Genomic DNA, 17,760 nt, shown 5'->3' with positions numbered 1-17,760 from the left:
GTGGACTTCCTCAACGCGGTCATCCTGGGCCTGGTCCAGGGCTTGACCGAATTCCTGCCGGTCTCCTCCAGCGCCCACATCAGCATCGTGGGTCAGTTCCTCGGCACCGGTGAGGACCCCGGCGCCCGGTTCACGGCGATCACCCAGATCGGCACCGAGGCGGCCGTGGTGATCTTCTTCTGGCGCGACATCGTGCGCATCATCGGCCAATGGGCGAAGTCCCTGGTCGGCAAGGTACCGCGCAGCGACGCGGATGCCCGGATGGGATGGCTGATCATCCTCGGCACCCTGCCCATCGTCATCCTGGGCCTGCTCTTCCAGGACCAGATCGAAACCAGCCTGCGCAACCTATGGGTCACCGCGATCATGCTCATCGCGTTCGGCGTGCTCCTGGGTGTCGCCGACTATGTCGGTGCCAAGCGCCGCAAACTGGACGACCTCACCGTCGGGCACGGCGTCATCTTCGGTTTCGCCCAGGCGCTGGCGCTCATCCCCGGGGTCTCGCGTTCCGGCGGCACCATCACGGCCGGCCTGTTCCTCGGCTACGAGCGGGCCGCCGCCGCCCGATACGCGTTCCTGCTCGCGATCCCCGCCGTTCTCGGCAGTGGCTTCTACCAGGTCTACAAGTCCATCAAGGAACCCTGCGTCGTGGCCGCCGCGAACTGCACGCCCGAACTGTTCGGCCCGCTGGAAACCCTCGTCGCCACCGTCGTGGCGTTCGTCGTGGCGCTGTTCGTCATCGGCTTCTTCATGAACTACATCTCCAAGCGCAGTTTCATGCCGTTCGTGGTCTACCGCATTGCGCTGGGCATCGTCGTGATGATCCTGCTGGGCACGAGCACCATCACGGCGTAGTTAGGCTGGAAGTATGCGCGCCTGGTCACACCCCGTCATCCCGTCGATTCCGGGACTCTCACAGGCCCCGCGCCTGCACGACACCGCGACGGACTCGATCGTCGAAGCCAAACCGACCGACGTGGCCAGGCTGTACGTCTGCGGCATCACGCCGTACGACGCCACCCACCTCGGCCACGCGGCCACCTACCTCGCCTTCGACACGCTGCAGCGCGTGTGGCGTGACGGCGGTTACCGGGTGCACTACGCCCAGAACGTGACCGACGTCGACGACCCGCTGCTGGAACGTGCCACCGCGACCGGCGTCGACTGGCGTGACCTCGCCGTGGAGCAGACCGACCTGTTCCGGGCCGATATGGAGTCCCTGGGCATCATCCCGCCCGACGATTTTGTGGCCGTGACCGACGTCATCGACGACATCAGCGCCGCGGTGCTGGCACTGCGCCAGTCCGCGCTGGCCTACAAGGTGCCGACACCGGATGCGCTGCCCACGCCCGACGGACCCGGCGCCGACCTGTACTTCGACATCCGGGCGGCCGAGCGCCAGGCGCCGTGGGCCCTCGGCGAGGAGAGCAACCTCGATCAGAGCACCATGCTCACCCTGTTCGCCGAGCGCGGGGGAGACCCCGACCGGGCCGGAAAGCGCGACAGGCTCGACCCGCTGCTCTGGCGTGCCGCCCGCGCGGGAGAGCCCTCCTGGGAGTCACCCGTGGGGGCCGGCCGCCCCGGCTGGCACATCGAGTGTTCGGTCATCGCCCTCGCCGAGCTCGGCACCGACTTCACCGTGCAGGGCGGCGGGAGCGACCTGATTTTCCCGCACCACGACATGAGCGCCGGCCACGCCGCCGCGCTGTCCGGGCATCCGCTGGCCCAGGTGTACAGCCACACCGGCATGGTCGCCTACCAGGGCGAGAAGATGAGCAAGTCGCTGGGCAACCTGGTTCTCGTCTCCCGCCTTCGGGCCGGCGGCACCGACCCACGCGCCATCCGCCTGGCCCTGCTCGCTCAGCACTACCGCACCGACTGGGAGTGGACCGCGCAGCAGTTGGTTGATGCCGAGGCTCGCCTGGCGGCGTGGACGTCGGCCTTCGGCCCCGTCGACCCCGTTGACTCCGCGGCCGGCGCTGCAGTCTCGGCGTTCGAGAGCGCTGCGGCGGTTGTCGAGCGGATGCGCGCCGCGCTGGTCGACGATCTCGACACCCGGGGTGCCCTGGACGCTGTGGACGCTGCTGTGGCGGCCGGCGTGGACGACCGTGCCCTCGTCGCCGCGGCGATCGACGCGCTCCTGGGCGTCAAGCTCTAGCCCACCCTGGCTGGTCCGCCTTAGGGCTGGCGGGGCTCCGGGCCCTGACGGCCGTCGGCCCAGCCGTCCCGGCCGCCGTCGCCGCGTTTCCGCAGGTACTTCTCGAACTCCTGGGCGATCGCCTCTCCGCTGGCCTCCGGTGAGTCGACGGTGTCCCTGGCCTGCTCGAGCTGACCGATGTACGCTGCCATCTCCTCGTCCTCGGCGGCGAGGGCGTCGATGCCCGTCTCCCACTCGGAGGCGTCGGTAACCAGGTCGCCGCGGGGGATCACAACGTCGATGATCTCCTCGAGCTTGTCGATCAGGGCGAGCATGGCCTTGGGCGACGGAGCGTTGTGCACGTAGTGCGGCACGGATGCCCAGATCGACAGGCTCGGGATACCCACGGTCTCGGCCGCCGAGGCCAGCACGCTGAGGATGCCCACGGGCCCCTCGTAGCTGCTGCGCTCGATCTGCAACTCGGCACGCACCTCGGGATTGTCGCTCGAGACGAAGATCGAGATCGGCCGGGTGTGCGGCACGTCCGCCAGCATCGCGCCGAGGAAGACGATCCCGCTCACATCCGCGGCGAGCACGGAGTCCAGGATCTCGGCAGTGAAGCTCTTCCAGCTGCGCGAGGGCTCCGTTCCGACCAGCAGGTAGATGTTTCCGGCGTTGGTGCCGCTGACCTTGAGCTGGGCGTCTTCGGCCAACGGAACCCCGCTGGCCCCGGGAACGACGGGACCGTACATGACCGCGCTCGGCCACTCGATGACCCGGTGGCCGTCCTCATCGGTGGAGATGCTGGGGCGGTTGAACTGGTAGTCGAAGTAGAGTTCGGGGTCGATCCGCTTGACCTCTTCGACATCGAGGAGCTCTTTCAGCGTGCTGACGGCGCCCGTTGCGGCTTCACCCGCATCGTTCCATCCTTCGAAGGCGACCACCAGGAGACGTCCGCTGAGGAACCCATTGCCGTCTGTCACTTGAGTGAAACCTCGTGTATTCCGGCCACCACGACTGGGTTGCCTCCTTCAAGGATAGGCCGTGCCCCCTAAACTTGAACCCCGTGACACTGATCCCCGCATTCTCGTCCCCACCCGCCGCCGTTCTCTGGGACATGGACGGCACCCTGGTCGACACCGAACCGTACTGGATGCGAGCCGAACACGAGCTCGTGGAGTCCTTCGGCGGCGTCTGGACGCACGCAGACGCCATGCTCTTGGTGGGCTCCGGCCTGCTCGGCTCCGCCGCCATCCTGCAGAACCGCGGGGTGAACCTCGCCGCTGAGGCCATCGTCGAGGTGCTGACCACCCGGGTTCAGGAGCAGCTCGGTTCGGCCGGCATCCCGTGGCGCCCCGGGGCCCACGAGTTGCTCACCGAACTGCACGGCGCCGGGATGCCGATGGCCCTGGTGACGATGTCCGAACACAGGATGGCCCGCCAGATCGCCGACCTCGTTGGCTTCGACGCCTTCGCCACCATCGTCTCCGGCGACATGGTGCAGCAGAGCAAGCCGCACCCCGAGGCCTACCTCACCGCTGCGGGCATCCTCGGCGTCGACCCCAGGCACTCCGTCGCGATCGAGGACTCCCTGCCCGGCGTCGCAGCGGCCGTCGCCTCCGGCGCCGTCGTCGTCGCGGTTCCGCACATGGTTCCCCTCGAGGAGAGTGAGCACTACACGCTGGTGCAGAGCCTGACCGGCAGCTCGCTGGCCACCCTGACGGAGCTCTACCTGACCCGACGACCTTCCCCATCCACCCGCACCGTTACCCACACCGAGGACGCAACACGCGCATGAGCGACAACCAGGTCATCCAGAACAGCGGTCCGTTCCGCGCCGGCGACAGAGTGCAGCTCACCGGCCCCAAGGGCAAGCTGAACACCATCACCCTCGAACCGGGCAAGACTTTCCACACCCACCGGGGCATCCTCGAGCACAACGACATCATCGGCCTGCCCGACGCGTCCGTCGTCACCAACAACGTGGGCGTCGAACACCTCGCGTTGCGTCCGCTGCTCATCGATTTCGTCATGAGCATGCCCCGCGGCGCGGCCATCATCTACCCCAAGGATGCCGCCCAGATCCTCGCCCAGGCCGACATCTTCCCCGGCGCCACGGTGGTCGAGGCCGGCGTCGGCTCCGGGGCGCTGTCCCTCTGGCTGCTCCGCGCCATCGGCCCGGCCGGCACCCTGGCCTCCTTCGAACGCCGGGAGGAATTCTCCGACGTGGCCCGCGCCAACGTCGCCACCTTCCTCGGCAGCGACCCGCAGAACTGGTCCATCACGCTCGGCGACCTCGCCGACACGCTGCCGGAGACCATGCCGGCCCAGTCGGTCGACAGGGTCGTGCTCGACATGCTCGCCCCGTGGGAGTGCATCGCTGTCGTCTCCGACGCGCTCAAGCCCGGGGGAGTGCTGCTCTGCTACGTGGCCACCGTCACCCAGCTGTCCCGCGTCGCGGAGGCCATCCGCGCCACCGGCAACTACACCAACCCCGATTCACACGAGACGATGGTGCGTGGCTGGCACGTGGAAGGCCTCGCGGTTCGCCCCGACCACCGGATGATCGGTCACACCGGTTTCCTCATCACCGCCCGCCGTCTCGCACCGGACACGATCCTGCCCGAGCTCAAGCGTCGCCCTTCAAAAACTGACTTCAGCGACGCCGACGTCGAGCTGTGGACCCCGGGCGCCCTGGGCGAGAGGTCCGTCAGCGCCAAGGTGATGCGCAAGCGCAACCGCACCGCCGAGAACGGCGCGGCGCTCTCCAAGGCTCGGGACCTCGACGCCGGATAGGATGGGCTTCGGCCTGCCGCCCGCACCAGCGGTTTCGGCCAGCATTCACCCCGAAAGTCACTCGACGGCATCACGCTGCCGCCTCCCCGTATCGAAATGAGGACCCGTGCGTAAAGTTCCCGCACTTATCGCAACCGCCGGCCTGGTGCTCGCGACCCTGACCGCCTGCAGCGCCGGCCCCGACAATGCCGGCTGCACGGCTCCGGTGTCCTCCGGCGACGCGTCCAAGCTGGTGGAGGTGACCGGCAAGTTCGGTTCGTCCCCCACCGTCGACTTCCCGACCCCGCTGAAGACCGAGACCACTCAGCGCAGCGAGATCATCGACGGCACCGGCCCCGGCCTCACCGAAGGCCAAAAGGTGCAGGTCGACCTCAGCGTCTTCAACGCCACCACGGGTGAGGCCATTGAGCAGAGCTCGTACGACGGCACCACCATGGCCAGCTTTGTCCTCAACGACCAGACCCTCACCGGCCTGACCGACGGTCTGCTCTGTGCCCAGGTGGGCTCCAGGGTCGCCGTTGTCGCGTCGGCGGCCGACACCTTCGGTCCGGCCGGCGGCAACGAAGACATCGGCGTCGCCGCGGACGATTCGCTCGTGTTCGTGCTCGACGTCGTCAAGGCGTACCTCACCCGCGCCGACGGCGCCGACCAGCTGCCCGTGGCCGGACTGCCCGCCGTGGTCCTCGCGGATGACGGCACCCCCGGCATCACGATTCCCTCGGCCGAGCCGCCCACCGAGCTGAAGGTCGGCGTGCTCAAGAAGGGCGACGGCGAGACCGTCACCGACGGGTCCACGGTCACCGTGCACTACACCGGTGTCGTCTGGGACTCCAAAGAGGTCTTCGACTCCAGCTGGGCCGCCGGAACCCCGGCCGCTTTCGTGGCCGCGGACGGTTCCACCACCGAGGGCGGCGTGATCCCCGGCTTCGCCAACGCTCTCATCGGCCAGACCGTCGGATCCCAGATCGTTGCCGTCCTCCCGCCCGACCAGGCTTACGGCGACCAGGCGACCGACACCATCCCGGCCGGCTCCACGCTGGTCTTCGTCGTAGACATCCTCGGCGTCGACTAACCGGCTTCCCGGCCCATCCCGCGGTCCCCAACGGGATGGGCCGACCATTGAGTGCACCACCGATAGAATCGCGTACGTGTCGCCCACCCCAGAACAGCCGCACCCGGTCACTGTCGAAGAACGCCTCTTCAGCCTGGTCCTTGCGCTCATTGCCACCCAGATCGGCCTGACCAAGGCCGACATCCTCTCGACCGTCCAGGGCTACCGGCAACGGTTCCGGGTCGGCGGTGACAACGCCAGCCTCGAGCGGCAGTTCGAACGCGACAAGGACGACATCCGGGAACTGGGCATCCCGCTCGAGACCATCGAGTCGCCCGACGACCCGGGCAGCAACCACCATCTGCGCTACCGCATCCCCAAGGGACTCTACGACCTGCCGGCAGACATCGTCTTCTCGCCCGACGAGATCATGCTGCTCAAACTCGCCGCCGCGGTGTGGCGGGAGGGGTCCCTCTCCGCCGAATCCCGCCGCGCACTCACCAAGCTCAACTCTCTCGGCATCGACTCGAGCGACCCTGTGATCGGTTACGCACCGTCGCTGCGCGCCCGCGAGGCGTCCTTCGAACCCCTCGGCAAGGCCATGGACCGCGGCCAGGTCGTCGCATTCCTCTACCTCAAACCGGGCGAGAGCGCGCCGCGCCGCCGGGTCATCGCCCCGCTGGCCGTGGTGCTGCACGAGGGCCGGTGGCACCTGTACGCCGCCGATCAGGATGCCGGAGCCACCCGCACCTTCCTGCTCGCCAGGATCGTCGGCCCCGTGGTGACCGTGCCCGGTCGCACCATCGCGCCGGCCGAGGACGGTCAGGGCGAACGGGCCCTCGCCGAACTCGACGCGTTATGGCAGGCCCAGGTCGCACTGATCACCGTCGAACCCGGCTCGGATGCCGCGGTGCGGCTGAGCAAGCGCGGCGAGCCCGGAAGCGCCGCGGACAGCGTCGAACTGCACTACACCGACGTCAACATCCTCGCCGACGAGCTGGCCGGCTACGGACCGGAGGTCTACGTGCTGTCCCCGCCCACCCTGATCGACGCCGTCCTGGAACGGCTCCGCCGGGTGCGGGACAGCCACGCCCCACTGATCGAGACGCCACTGCCCCGGCCGGAGGCCGCACGATGACCGCCGCCAAGCCCGTCGCGTTCGGAGCATCGGACAAGCTCACCTTCCTGCTGTCCCTCGTGCCGTATCTGATGGACCACGACAAAGTGAGCGTCACCGCGGTGGCCGACCACTTCGGGGTCACTCCCGAGCGGGTGCGGGATGCGGTGAACCTCATCGCCATGTCGGGGGTGCCTGGGGAGACCCGGCAGTACCTGCACGGCGACCTCTTCGACATCCAGTGGGACGAATTCGAAACCAACGACAACATCGTCCTCACCCACCTGGTAGCCATCGACGATTCGCCGCGGTTCTCGGCCCGAGAGGCAGCCGCGCTCATCGCCGGGCTGCAGTATCTCTCCGCCCTCCCCGAGAACGGCGACCGGGACGCCATCGCCACGCTGATGGCCAAGCTCACCCGCAGCTCCACGGGCGCTCCCAGCCAGCTCGCGGTGTCCCGCACCGACGCCGACGTGGCCATTTCGGTCATCCAAGCCGCCGTGCGGGCGGGTACCCAGGTGGAATTCGACTACCTCAATGCCCGGGGGACCGATGAGCATCGCTGTGTCGACCCGTTGCGGATCGAATCGGTCGACAGCGATTGGTACCTGCGCGGCTGGTGCCATCTGCGCGAGGCCATGCGCACATTCCGACTCGACCGGATGAGCAACCTGCGTTCGACGGATGTGCCCGCTGACGCCCACGATGACGGCGTCCTCCTGCCGGACACCCTGTTCCAGGGCACGGCCGACGACCTCACCGTCACGATCGAACTGCCGGCTGCGGCCCTGGAACTCCTCGCCGACTATGGGCCGGTTCCGCACGGACCGGCCGACGACGAGGGACGCTCCAGGGCGCAGGTGCGGGTGTCGCACTTCCACGGTCTCAAACGGCTCGTTGCCGGCCTGTCCGGCGTCGTCACCGTGGTGGATCCGGGCCTGGCCAGACAGACCGTCGCCGAGTGGGCGGCCGCCGGCGCCGCCCGGTACGAGTCGCCGGCTACCGCGCAGAGCGAGCCCACCGCCGGGGCGACGACCTGATGCCGGTCTGGTCCTGGATCCTGATCTGGGCGCTGCTGGTCGCCGGGCTCCTCGCGATGCTGGCCTGGTTCGCGGTGCGCCTGTTTCGCAAGCTGATGGTCACCTTCGGCGCCCTCGAAGACCTTGGCGACCAGCTGGCCGAACTCGACCTCGACACCGCGCTGCCGAGGAAACCATTCTCACCGGCGGTGTTCCAGAAGCGACGGGACCTGGCCGCCGCGATCGACCAGGCTCGCATCGAGCGTGCGCACCGACGAGCGCACCGGCGGGATCTCAGGATCAACCGGGGTAAACTAATCCAACACACTCCCTACAAGCCAGAGGATCGACCCTCATGTTGAGCAATCTGACCGGATGGCACTTTCTGATCATCCTCGTCGTCATCCTGCTGTTGTTCGGTGCGCCCAAGCTGCCCGGCCTGGCCCGCAGCCTCGGCCAGTCAATGAAGATCTTCAAGAACGAGATCAAGAGCGACACCGTTGACGAGCCTGCAGACAAGACCGGCACGCCGGCGCACCCGGACGCCGCTGACGGTACGACGCGGACCGTCGGCCCGGGCGACCAGACGAAGTCCTAACTCCCGTGGCCGTGCGCACCACCAAGCGTGCGAACCGTGCGGGCACGATGTCGCTGGGCCAGCATCTGGTCGAGCTGCGCAAGCGCCTGTTCCGTGCCGCCGCGGGTATCCTCGTCGGAGCCATCATAGGTTGGATGCTCTCCGAGGGAGTCTGGTCCGCGCTGCGCGAACCGATCTACGCCATCATCGAGGCGCAGGACCGGAACGCACAGATCAATTACCCCGACATCACCTCTGCCTTCGACCTCAAGCTGAAGATCGCGTTCTACGTGGGCCTGGTGGTGTCCAGCCCGATCTGGCTGTACCAGATCTTCGCGTTCCTGATGCCGGGCCTCACCCGCGGCGAGAAGAAGTACGTCTACGGCTTCGTGCTGACGGCGGTGCCCCTGTTCCTCGCCGGCTGTGCGGCCGGCTGGTATGTGCTGCCGCAGGTCGTCGGCCTCATGACGAGCTTCGCGCCGCCGGAGGACGCGGCCTTCATCAACGCCCAGAACTACCTGGATTTCACCCTCAAACTACTCGTCGCCATCGGCATCGCCTTTGTGTTGCCCGTCTTTGTGGTCCTGCTCAATTTTGCCGGGGTGATCAGCGCCGCCTCGATCATCAAGTCCTGGCGCATCGCCGTTCTGGTGATCATCCTCTTCACCGCCATCGCCACCCCGGCCGCCGACGTGATCTCGATGTTCATGCTCGCGGTCCCGATGATCCTGCTGTACTTCGCCGCATACGGAATCGCGTACCTGCACGACAAGCGCGCCGCCCGGCGCGCCCGTGCCCTCGAACGGGAGTTGGCGCTCTAGCGCACCAGATGACAGACCTCCAGTCACCGGCGGACCGGTACACAGCAGCACGCCTGCGGGCGCAGACCCCCAAACTCGAGACATTCCGTCGGGGCTTGCGCTTCGACCTGGATTCCTTCCAGCTCGCCGCGGGGGCGTCGCTCGAGGCCGGGAACAGCGTGCTCGTCGCCGCGCCCACCGGCGCCGGCAAGACCGTCGTCGCCGAGTTCGCCATTTTCCTGGCCATGCAGCAGAAGACCGCCAAGGTCTTCTACACCGCGCCGATGAAGGCGCTGAGCAACCAGAAATTCCAGGAGCTCGTCGCCGAATACGGCGCAGACCAGGTGGGCCTGCTCACGGGGGACACCAACGTCAACGCCGGCGCCCGGATCGTCGTGATGACGACCGAAGTGCTCCGCAACATGCTCTACGCCGATTCCGACCTGCTCGGCAATCTCGCGTTCGTCATCATGGACGAGGTTCATTACCTGGCCGACCGCTTCCGCGGGGCGGTCTGGGAAGAGGTCATCATCCACCTGCCCCAGTCGGTGCGGATGGTGTCGCTGAGCGCGACGGTGTCCAACGCTGAGGAATTCGGTGACTGGCTGCAGGCCGTCCGCGGCGACACCGACGTCATTGTTTCGGAGGAACGGCCGGTCCCACTGGACCAGCACGTGCTGGTCAAGAGCAAGATGCTGGACCTGTTCGATTCGTCGGGGCTGGCCGCCACCCACCGGGTGAACCCGGAGCTGGTGCGACTGAATCAGGCCGGAGGTCGGCCGCTCTCCGACAGGTCAGGCCGTGGCCGCCGCGGCTCGAACCAGAGCAGGTACCACCAGCAGCGCGCGCAAGCGGAGTCCGGTCGCATGGACCGAGCCGAGATCGTGCGGATGCTCGAGGGCAAGCACCTGCTGCCCGCCATCTTCTTCATCTTCAGCCGGGTCGGCTGCGATCAGGCCGTGCGCCAGGTCCTCCGCGCCGGCGTGCGCCTCACCGACACCGCCGAGCGCGATCAGATCCGGCAGATCGTCGACGAACGCTGCCGCACCCTGCTCGACGAGGACCTTGCCGTTCTGGGCTACTGGGAGTGGCTCGACGGTCTTGAACGGGGCGTGGCAGCCCACCACGCCGGCATGCTGCCCGCCTTTAAGGAAGTCGTCGAAGAGCTCTTCCAGAAGAAACTGGTCAAAGCCGTTTTTGCCACGGAGACGCTGGCGTTGGGTATCAACATGCCGGCCCGCACCGTGGTGCTCGACAAGCTCGAGAAGTTCAACGGTGAAGCGCGGGTTCCGATCACGCCGGGGGAGTACACCCAGCTCACCGGTCGCGCCGGCCGCCGCGGCATCGACGTTGAGGGGCACGCCGTCATCCAGTGGCAGCAGGGCCTGGACCCGCAGGCCGTCGCCTCGCTGGCGTCCCGGCGCACCTACCCGCTGAACTCCAGCTTCAAACCCACCTACAACATGGCCGTCAACCTCATCGACCAGTTCGGCCGGGAACACACCCGGGAGGTTCTGGAGTCCTCGTTCGCACAGTTCCAGGCCGACCGCGCCGTGGTCGACCTGGCCCGCCGGGTGCGGCAGCAGCAGAGTTCGCTGGACGGGTACGCCACCTCGATGGCCTGCCACCTGGGCGACTTCACCGAGTATTCGGGCATCCGGCGACGTCTGTCCGACCTCGAACGTGAGAATGCCGCCGCCGATTCGAATGCGCGGGGCCGGGACCGGCGCCAGAAGGAATTGGCCGCTCTGCGGAAGCGCATGCGCGCGCACCCCTGCCACAGCTGCCCGGACCGCGAAGCCCACGCCCGCTGGGCACAGAGGTGGTGGAAACTGACCCGGGAGACCGAGGCGCTGACCAGCCAGATCACGGCCCGCACCGGGGCCGTCGCCCGGGTGTTCGACAGGGTCACCGATGTCTTGCTCGGCTTCGGCTACCTTGTGCCCGGCGAGGGCCGCGCCGTAACGCTGAGCGAGAGCGGCCGCATCTTGCGCCGCATCTACGCCGACCGCGACCTGCTCGTCGCCGAATCGCTGCGCCGTGGCCTCTGGAACTCCCTCGATGCGCCCAGCCTCGCCGCTATGGCGTGCGCCCTGGTCTTCGAACCGCGCCGGGACGAGGGCGAGACCGACGAGAGGTTCCTGCCCAAAGGCCCGTTCCGGCCCGCGCTGGACGCCACCTCGATCCTGTGGAGCCAGCTCGACGACCTCGAACGGGACCACAAGCTGCCCGGCAGCAACCCCCTCGCGGGTGGTCTGAGCCTGGCGATGTGGAAATGGGCGCGTGGCGACTCGCTCGGCCTGGTGCTGGAGGAGGCCGAGATGGCTGCGGGTGACTTCGTGCGTTGGACCAAGCAGACCATCGACCTCCTCGACCAGCTCTCGCTCGTCGCGGACGGCCCCGTCGGTCGGACGGCGCGGGTGGCGATGGACTCCATTCGGCGCGGCATCGTGGCGTATTCCTCGGTCGCTTAGGCTATTGAAGTGAACACCGGCATACTCCGACGCACCGGCCTGCCCCTGTGGGCGGCGATTCTGCTGGCCGCCGGCGCCGGCGCGATCATGGACGCCGGGTTCCCGGATCGGTCCTGGTGGATCCTGGCCCCCGTCGGTGCGGCGCTGATGTTCCTGGCCCTACTCGGACGCGGGCCCTGGACGGGCCTGCTGGTCGGCCTGGTGGCCGGCCTGTCGTTCTGGCTCATCCACATCAGCTGGCTCACCCTGTACCTCGGCCCGGTGCCCTGGCTGGCCCTGGCCGGGCTCGAGGCGCTCTTCTTCGCGGTCGGCCTGGCGCTCACCGCAGTGGTGCTGAACGTCGGCCCACGCCTCTGGCCGTCCGTCGCCGGCCGGATCGGTGTCCTGCCGGTCGTCGTCGCCGGGTTGTGGACGGCTCGGGAAGCGATTTCCGCGGTGTGGCCATACGGTGGTTTCGCCTGGGGCCGCATCGCCATCTCCCAATCCGAGAGCCCGTTCAACGGGCTCATCGCCTGGGTGGGCATGTCCGGTCTCAGTTTTGTGATGGTCTGGCTCAGCGCCCTGGCTGTGCAACTGTGCCGCGAGCCCGGGGTGCGCGTCGGCGCCAGGTCTGCGATCGCGGTGGCCGCGGTGGCGGTGCTGTTGGCGTTCCCCGCCTGGCCGACCCTGCAAAGCGGGACCGCCCGTATCGCGGCCGTGCAGGGCGCCTCCGACGCCGGCCTGTTCGCGCAGAATGAGCCCGGCCAGATCCTGAACGACCACGTCTCGGCGACCCTGCCACTGGTGGGTGACCCTGTCGACTTCGTCGTCTGGCCGGAGAACGGCATCGACGTCGACCCGCTCCGCTCGACGGAATCGGCCCGCGTTGCGGATTACATCAGCCGGGCCATGGATGCTCCGCTGATCGCCGGAACCATCACCGAGCGGGACGGCAAGTTCTACAACACCTCGTTGCTCTGGACGGCCGACGACGGCGCCGTCGACCTCTACGACAAGGTGCACCCGGTCCCGTTCGCGGAGTACATGCCGGACCGGGCCTTCTGGCGACCGTTCGCGCCCGATCTGATCGACCTGGTTTCCCGGGACTACGAGATCGGCACCCGGGACAATGTCTTCGACATCGATGGCATCATCGCGGGCATCGCCATCTGCTTCGACATCGCCGACGACCAGCTCGTGCACGAGATGATCGACGACGACGCCGAGATCATCCTGGCCCAGACCAACAACGCAGACTTCGGTCGCACGGATGAGTCGGTGCAGCAGCTGGCGATCGCGAGGCTCCGAGCCATCGAGGCCGGACGCACGGTGGTGAACATCTCGACCGTCGGAACGAGCGCTATCATCACGCCGGACGGTGAGACGCTCGACAGCCTGCCCACCTGGGTGCCCGGTGCCATGATCCAGACCGTTCCGCTGAGCGTGTCGACCACACCGGCGATGACGGCCGGCCGGCCCCTGGAATGGTTCGTGTCCGGCCTCGGCCTGGCGGGGCTGCTGTTCTGCGTCGTGTCGGCCAGAGCCCTACGGCTCTCCGACGCCGGCCCCCGGTTGGCGCCGGCGCCGGTTGTCGCCGACCGCGCGAAGATACGCAAACGGCGCCGGGGTTAGCCGACGCCGTCAGGTGTGTGCGCGGGAGCCAGGCTGCCCGCTGAGCCGGTTACGCGCCGACTTTTTGGCCCCGACGCTGACGCAGGACCGCGAGGCGTTCCTCCAGCAGCTCTTCGAGCTCGGCCCGGGTGCGACGCTCCAGGAGCATGTCCCAGTGGGTGCGGGCGATCTTTTCGTCGGAGTGGTCGACGACCACGGGCTTCGAATCAACCAACCGGGTTGCGGTCTGGGAGCAGAAACGGCACTCCCACTCATCTGGTGCCTCGGCTTCGGCGGAGAAAATCATCACCGTCTCGCGTTCGCACGTTGCACACAAGTACGTGTGACTCACGCGTGGGGAAAAGGTCACGCCCTCTTCGCTCTGCAGGCTCTGTGAACCCAACCTCATGCCACGCAAACTACGATCTGCCATCGTGTGGTCTCCTCTCGCGATGCATTCTCAGTTCTAAACCATCAAGCTGTGCGTTATCTTTCCGTTACCGCCGATCTCGCGGGGATCTCTCAGAAACCGCCGCCTGTCGCAGACGGTTTCACCGCCGGGCGACCACATGGGCAGCGAGGTCGCATCGGTCGGTGACGAGACCATCCACGCCGAGCGCCAACAGCCGGGCCATCACGGCCGGGTCGTTGACGGTCCACACGTGCACCTCCACGCCGATGGCATGCATCCGGTTGATCACCCGCGGGGTGACGATACGCAGCCGTCCGGCCCGAACCGGAACCTGGATGGCGTGGACCCCGCGCAGGATGCGGGGGAGCGCCCAGTGCTGCCGGAGGCCGACCGCGGCCAGCATCAGGGCGATTCCCTGGGCAGACGCCGACGTCGCCGCTCCGGGGACGGCCCGGAGCACCCGACGTCGCCGGCTCTCAGAAAACGAGGTGAGGAGCACCCGGCGGGATGCGGCGGCGGCCCGGATGGCGCGCGCGGCGGGCAGCACGGCGTCGGCGGACTTGACGTCGATGTTGAACCTGGCGTCCGGGAAGGCGGCCAAGGCCTCCGCGAGCGAGCAATAGGTCTGGCCCGCGCCGAGGTCGACCCGGCTGAGCTGGGCCATCGTGAGAGCGTTCACGGCCGGGCCGTCATTCGGCAGGACCGGGTCGTGGCTGATCACGGCGACGCCGTCGCTGCTGGCGTGCACATCGGTTTCGAGGTGCGTAGCCCCGCCGACGATGGCCTGTAGAAAGGCGAGCAGGGTGTTTTCCGGCGCCTGCGTGCTCAGGCCCCGGTGCGCGAGGATCCGCGGCACTGGCGGGGACAGGAAGGTCGTCAGGTCAGCGTTCACGATCGGGTCCCGGGGCCTCTGGGCCGATCCCGGCTGCGTCGGCGGGAGCCGGGTGGGAGCCGGCAACCGGAGTCGGGCCGAAGGCCCGACCGATCCCCTTCATCGCCTCGGTCAGCTCGCTGGGCACGATCCAGAGCTTGTTCGCCGTGCCGTCCGCCAGCTTGGGCAGGGTCTGCAGATACTGGTAGGCGAGGAGCTTCGGGTCGGGGTCGCCGTCGTGGATGGCCTTGAAGACCGTGGTGATGGCCTCCGCCTCTCCCTGGGCCCGCAGCACGGCAGCCTTTGCCTGGCCTTCCGCCTGCAGGATCGAGGCCTGACGCGCGCCCTCCGCAGTGAGGATGGCGGACTGCTTGGTGCCCTCGGCCGTGAGGATCAGAGCTCGGCGGTCTCGTTCGGCGCGCATCTGCTTCTCCATCGAGTCCTGGATCGAGTGCGGCGGGTCGATGGCCTTCAGCTCCACCCGGCCGACCCTGATGCCCCACTTCCCGGTGGCCTCGTCCAGCACGATCCGCAGTTGCCCGTTGATGTTGTCGCGGCTGGTCAGAGCCTCTTCAAGGTTGAGCCCGCCGACCACGTTGCGCAGGGTGGTCGTGGTCAGCTGCTCGACCGCGCCGAGGTAGTTGGCGATCTCATAGGTCGCGGCGCGGGCATCCGTCACCTGGAAGTAGACGACGGTGTCGATCGACACCACCAGATTGTCCTCGGTGATCACCGGCTGCGGGGGAAAAGACACCACCTGTTCGCGCATGTCGATGAGCGGCCGCACCCGGTCGATGAACGGCACCAGGATGTTGAGGCCGGGCATCAGGGTCTTGTGGTACTTGCCGAGGCGTTCGACGACACCGGCACTGGCTTGCGGAATGATGCGGATGGTGCGCACAAGCACCACCACGACAAAGACCAGAACGACGATGATGAGGACCACAATGAAGATCTGGAGCAGGAGTTGATCGAGATTTGGCACGTTAATCGGTCCTTTCCTCGGGGACGACAACAGCTGTGGAGCCTTCGATGGCCGACACCAGGACCCGCTCGCCGGGATCGATGCGGGTCGGGGTCCGGTCGGGGGAGAGGCGGGCCGTCCAGGTCTCGCCGTTGTCGAGCCTGACCAGGCCGCCCAGTTCGGCGATGGTGGAGGACACCCGCCCTCCCATGCCGATCAGCGCGGCCACGTTGCTCGGTGGCACTGCCGCCGCGCTCTTGGCCATCAGGCGTAAGAGCACCGGGCGGATGAGCAGCAACAGCAGCACCGAGACGGCGCCGGCGACGAGGATCTGCACCCACCATTCCCAGCCGAGCAGGTTCGCTCCCAGCCCGGCGAGACTGCCGACGGCGATCATCAGGAAGGTGAAATCCAGGGTCAGCAGCTCGATGATGACGCAGACCAGGATGAAGACCAGCCATACGATCCACAGGTAGTCCGTCACATCCACCATGTCGTCGCCCCTCTTAGCGTCGCTTGCAGATGACGCTAGCACTTGGAGGTGTTGGGCATGTTGGTAGTGTTTATCACCGTGAGCACACCTACGATGAATCCCCTCCAGCCCGGCAGTCTCTCGGGAAAGCGCATCCTCGTCACGGGCTCGTCCCGGGGGATCGGAGCCGACACCGTCGCCTACTTCGCCGAAGCCGGCGCGAAGGTCGTCATCAACTACCGCAACAAGGAAGCGCGCGCCACCAAGCTGGCCGACGCCATCCGCGCCGCCGGCGGAACCGCGATCACCGTGGCCGCCGACCTCACCGACGCGGAATCCGTCTCGGCCATGTTCGACACCATCCGCGCCGAGTACGGCGGACTCGACATCCTCGTGATGAATGCCTCCGGCGGCATGGAGTCCGGCATGGCCGAGGACTATGCCATGCAGTTGAACCGCGACGCCCAGGTCAACCTGCTCACCGCGGCCGTGCCGCTGCTCAGCGACGGCGCCCGCGTGGTCTTCATCACGAGCCACCAGGCGCATTTCGTCGACACCGCGTCGAACGTGGCCGTCTACGAGCCGGTGGCCCGCAGCAAGCGGGCCGGCGAGGACGCGCTCCGCGCCGTCATCCCCGAACTTGCCGAGGCCGGCATCGGTTTTGTCGTCGTCTCCGGTGACATGATCCAGGGCACCATCACGGCGGTCCTGCTCGAGCGTGCGAATCCCGGTGCCATCAGCGCCCGCCAGGATTCTGCCGGCAAGCTGTACAACGTCAGCGAGTTCGCCGCGGAGATCGTACTGGCCGCCGTCGAGCCGGTCCCGGCGAACAACACCCGCTACGTCGGCGACACCTCCGACTTCACCAGCTAGTACCGTCAGTCACCCGGCACTGACGCCCCGCCCGAAGGTGAACGCGCGCACCAGCTGGACGAGTCCCGAGATGATCAGCATGATGCCGCCGATCGTGACGAGGACGCCGATGGTCTGCACCGGCGCGAACAGCACGATCAGGCCCGCCAGGACGCCGACAACGCCGAGCAGGATTCCGGGCCAGCGGCTGGAGTCCGTGGTGTACTCCACCAGCGCCGCCACGCCCTCGACGATCCAGACGATGCCGACGACCAGTCCGAGAACGGCCAACGACCCCTCGGGGTTCCGGAGCGCCAGGATGCCCAGGATCAGCACCAGCACGCCGAGAACTATATTGAGCACCCGGCCGCCGGCGGCCGACCCGGTGCTGGCAACCCCGCGCGCGATCCTGACGACCCCGCTGATCACGAAATAGAGCCCGAACAACACCGCGATGACCGTGAGGGTGGCCTCGGTCCAGACCAGCAGGATCGCCCCGATGGCGATGGCCACCACGGCGCTGACCGCGAAGGCCACCCGGATGCCGCTTATCTCTCTGGCGCTCAGCTGCCGAGGGTCGATGGCGATGGCGAAGACTGCGCTGGTGGGTCCGACGGTGTTGGGCATG

At 67.7% G+C, this 17,760-nt stretch carries 19 protein-coding genes; 13 read left to right on the top strand and 6 right to left on the bottom strand.

What is annotated here, in order from left to right:
* Together E3T22_RS09860 and mshC are read left to right on the top strand one after the other, a co-directional pair.
* A complete protein-coding gene (locus E3T22_RS09860; protein ID WP_134480008.1) occupies positions 1 to 855 on the top strand; it encodes an undecaprenyl-diphosphate phosphatase in 855 nt (284 codons plus the stop codon).
* A 13-nt stretch (positions 856 to 868) separates the two neighbouring features.
* The gene (gene mshC, locus E3T22_RS09855) at positions 869 to 2,158 is read left to right on the top strand and encodes a cysteine--1-D-myo-inosityl 2-amino-2-deoxy-alpha-D-glucopyranoside ligase (RefSeq protein WP_088456205.1); all 1,290 of its coding nucleotides are present in this window, start codon (positions 869 to 871) and stop codon (positions 2,156 to 2,158) included.
* 20 nt (positions 2,159 to 2,178) lie between these two features.
* On the opposite strand, the gene E3T22_RS09850 is transcribed toward mshC, so the two are convergent.
* Positions 2,179 to 3,120: a PAC2 family protein gene (locus E3T22_RS09850; RefSeq protein ID WP_088456204.1), complete on the bottom strand. Its 942-nt coding sequence runs from the start codon at positions 3,118 to 3,120 to the stop codon at positions 2,179 to 2,181.
* A gap of 83 nt (positions 3,121 to 3,203) precedes the next feature.
* On the opposite strand from E3T22_RS09850, the gene E3T22_RS09845 reads away from it, so the two are divergent.
* The 10 genes from E3T22_RS09845 to lnt all read left to right on the top strand — a co-directional run bounded on the left by E3T22_RS09845 (position 3,204) and on the right by lnt (position 13,582).
* On the top strand, positions 3,204 to 3,935 hold the full coding sequence (locus E3T22_RS09845) for an HAD family phosphatase (protein ID WP_255416804.1): 732 nt from the start codon (positions 3,204 to 3,206) through the stop codon (positions 3,933 to 3,935).
* Positions 3,932 to 4,933: a tRNA (adenine-N1)-methyltransferase gene (locus tag E3T22_RS09840; protein WP_088456203.1), complete on the top strand. Its 1,002-nt coding sequence runs from the start codon at positions 3,932 to 3,934 to the stop codon at positions 4,931 to 4,933. Before E3T22_RS09845 ends, E3T22_RS09840 begins: the two co-directional genes overlap by 4 nt.
* A gap of 106 nt (positions 4,934 to 5,039) precedes the next feature.
* On the top strand, positions 5,040 to 6,005 hold the full coding sequence (locus E3T22_RS09835) for an FKBP-type peptidyl-prolyl cis-trans isomerase (RefSeq protein WP_134409024.1): 966 nt from the start codon (positions 5,040 to 5,042) through the stop codon (positions 6,003 to 6,005).
* A 76-nt stretch (positions 6,006 to 6,081) separates the two neighbouring features.
* A complete protein-coding gene (locus tag E3T22_RS09830; protein WP_103459786.1) occupies positions 6,082 to 7,122 on the top strand; it encodes a YafY family protein in 1,041 nt (346 codons plus the stop codon).
* Positions 7,119 to 8,141, top strand: a complete 1,023-nt coding sequence (locus tag E3T22_RS09825) for a YafY family protein (protein ID WP_088456200.1) — start codon at positions 7,119 to 7,121, stop codon at positions 8,139 to 8,141. The genes E3T22_RS09830 and E3T22_RS09825 overlap by 4 nt, the downstream gene beginning before the upstream one ends.
* On the top strand, positions 8,141 to 8,482 hold the full coding sequence (locus E3T22_RS09820) for a hypothetical protein (RefSeq protein WP_103459785.1): 342 nt from the start codon (positions 8,141 to 8,143) through the stop codon (positions 8,480 to 8,482). The genes E3T22_RS09825 and E3T22_RS09820 overlap by 1 nt, the downstream gene beginning before the upstream one ends.
* Entirely contained in the window at positions 8,476 to 8,718 is a 243-nt protein-coding gene (tatA, locus tag E3T22_RS09815) for a twin-arginine translocase TatA/TatE family subunit (RefSeq protein WP_088456198.1), read from the top strand. Before E3T22_RS09820 ends, tatA begins: the two co-directional genes overlap by 7 nt.
* Before the next feature lie 11 nt (positions 8,719 to 8,729).
* Complete coding sequence (gene tatC, locus E3T22_RS09810) at positions 8,730 to 9,518, top strand: twin-arginine translocase subunit TatC (protein WP_327015742.1); 789 nt, start codon at positions 8,730 to 8,732, stop codon at positions 9,516 to 9,518.
* Between the two features lie 8 nt (positions 9,519 to 9,526).
* Positions 9,527 to 11,971, top strand: coding sequence for an RNA helicase (locus E3T22_RS09805; RefSeq protein ID WP_088456197.1), 2,445 nt, complete (start codon positions 9,527 to 9,529; stop codon positions 11,969 to 11,971).
* A gap of 9 nt (positions 11,972 to 11,980) precedes the next feature.
* Complete coding sequence (lnt, locus tag E3T22_RS09800; protein ID WP_241983656.1) at positions 11,981 to 13,582, top strand: apolipoprotein N-acyltransferase; 1,602 nt, start codon at positions 11,981 to 11,983, stop codon at positions 13,580 to 13,582.
* A gap of 49 nt (positions 13,583 to 13,631) precedes the next feature.
* On the opposite strand, the gene E3T22_RS09795 is transcribed toward lnt, so the two are convergent.
* The 4 genes from E3T22_RS09795 to E3T22_RS09780 form a co-directional block, all read right to left on the bottom strand.
* Positions 13,632 to 13,994, bottom strand: coding sequence for an RNA polymerase-binding protein RbpA (locus E3T22_RS09795; protein ID WP_088456196.1), 363 nt, complete (start codon positions 13,992 to 13,994; stop codon positions 13,632 to 13,634).
* 118 nt (positions 13,995 to 14,112) lie between these two features.
* A complete protein-coding gene (locus E3T22_RS09790; protein ID WP_241983655.1) occupies positions 14,113 to 14,865 on the bottom strand; it encodes a glycerophosphodiester phosphodiesterase family protein in 753 nt (250 codons plus the stop codon).
* On the bottom strand, positions 14,855 to 15,829 hold the full coding sequence (locus E3T22_RS09785) for an SPFH domain-containing protein (protein ID WP_370291343.1): 975 nt from the start codon (positions 15,827 to 15,829) through the stop codon (positions 14,855 to 14,857). Before E3T22_RS09785 ends, E3T22_RS09790 begins: the two co-directional genes overlap by 11 nt.
* A 1-nt stretch (position 15,830) precedes the next feature.
* On the bottom strand, positions 15,831 to 16,301 hold the full coding sequence (locus E3T22_RS09780) for an NfeD family protein (protein WP_134480006.1): 471 nt from the start codon (positions 16,299 to 16,301) through the stop codon (positions 15,831 to 15,833).
* A 93-nt stretch (positions 16,302 to 16,394) separates the two neighbouring features.
* On the opposite strand from E3T22_RS09780, the gene E3T22_RS09775 reads away from it, so the two are divergent.
* Positions 16,395 to 17,153, top strand: coding sequence for an SDR family oxidoreductase (locus E3T22_RS09775; RefSeq protein ID WP_088456194.1), 759 nt, complete (start codon positions 16,395 to 16,397; stop codon positions 17,151 to 17,153).
* A gap of 9 nt (positions 17,154 to 17,162) precedes the next feature.
* Here E3T22_RS09775 and E3T22_RS09770 read toward each other — a convergent pair whose 3' ends face one another.
* Positions 17,163 to 17,759 (bottom strand): HdeD family acid-resistance protein, encoded by a 597-nt coding sequence (locus E3T22_RS09770; protein ID WP_088456193.1) that lies wholly within the window; start codon positions 17,757 to 17,759, stop codon positions 17,163 to 17,165.
* Position 17,760: the final 1 nt, after the last annotated feature.

Source organism: Cryobacterium sp. TMB3-10 (assembly GCF_004402305.1).
In the GTDB taxonomy this organism is placed as follows: Bacteria; Actinomycetota; Actinomycetes; order Actinomycetales; family Microbacteriaceae; genus Cryobacterium; species Cryobacterium zongtaii.
This window is presented reverse-complemented; position numbering and strand designations above follow the sequence as displayed.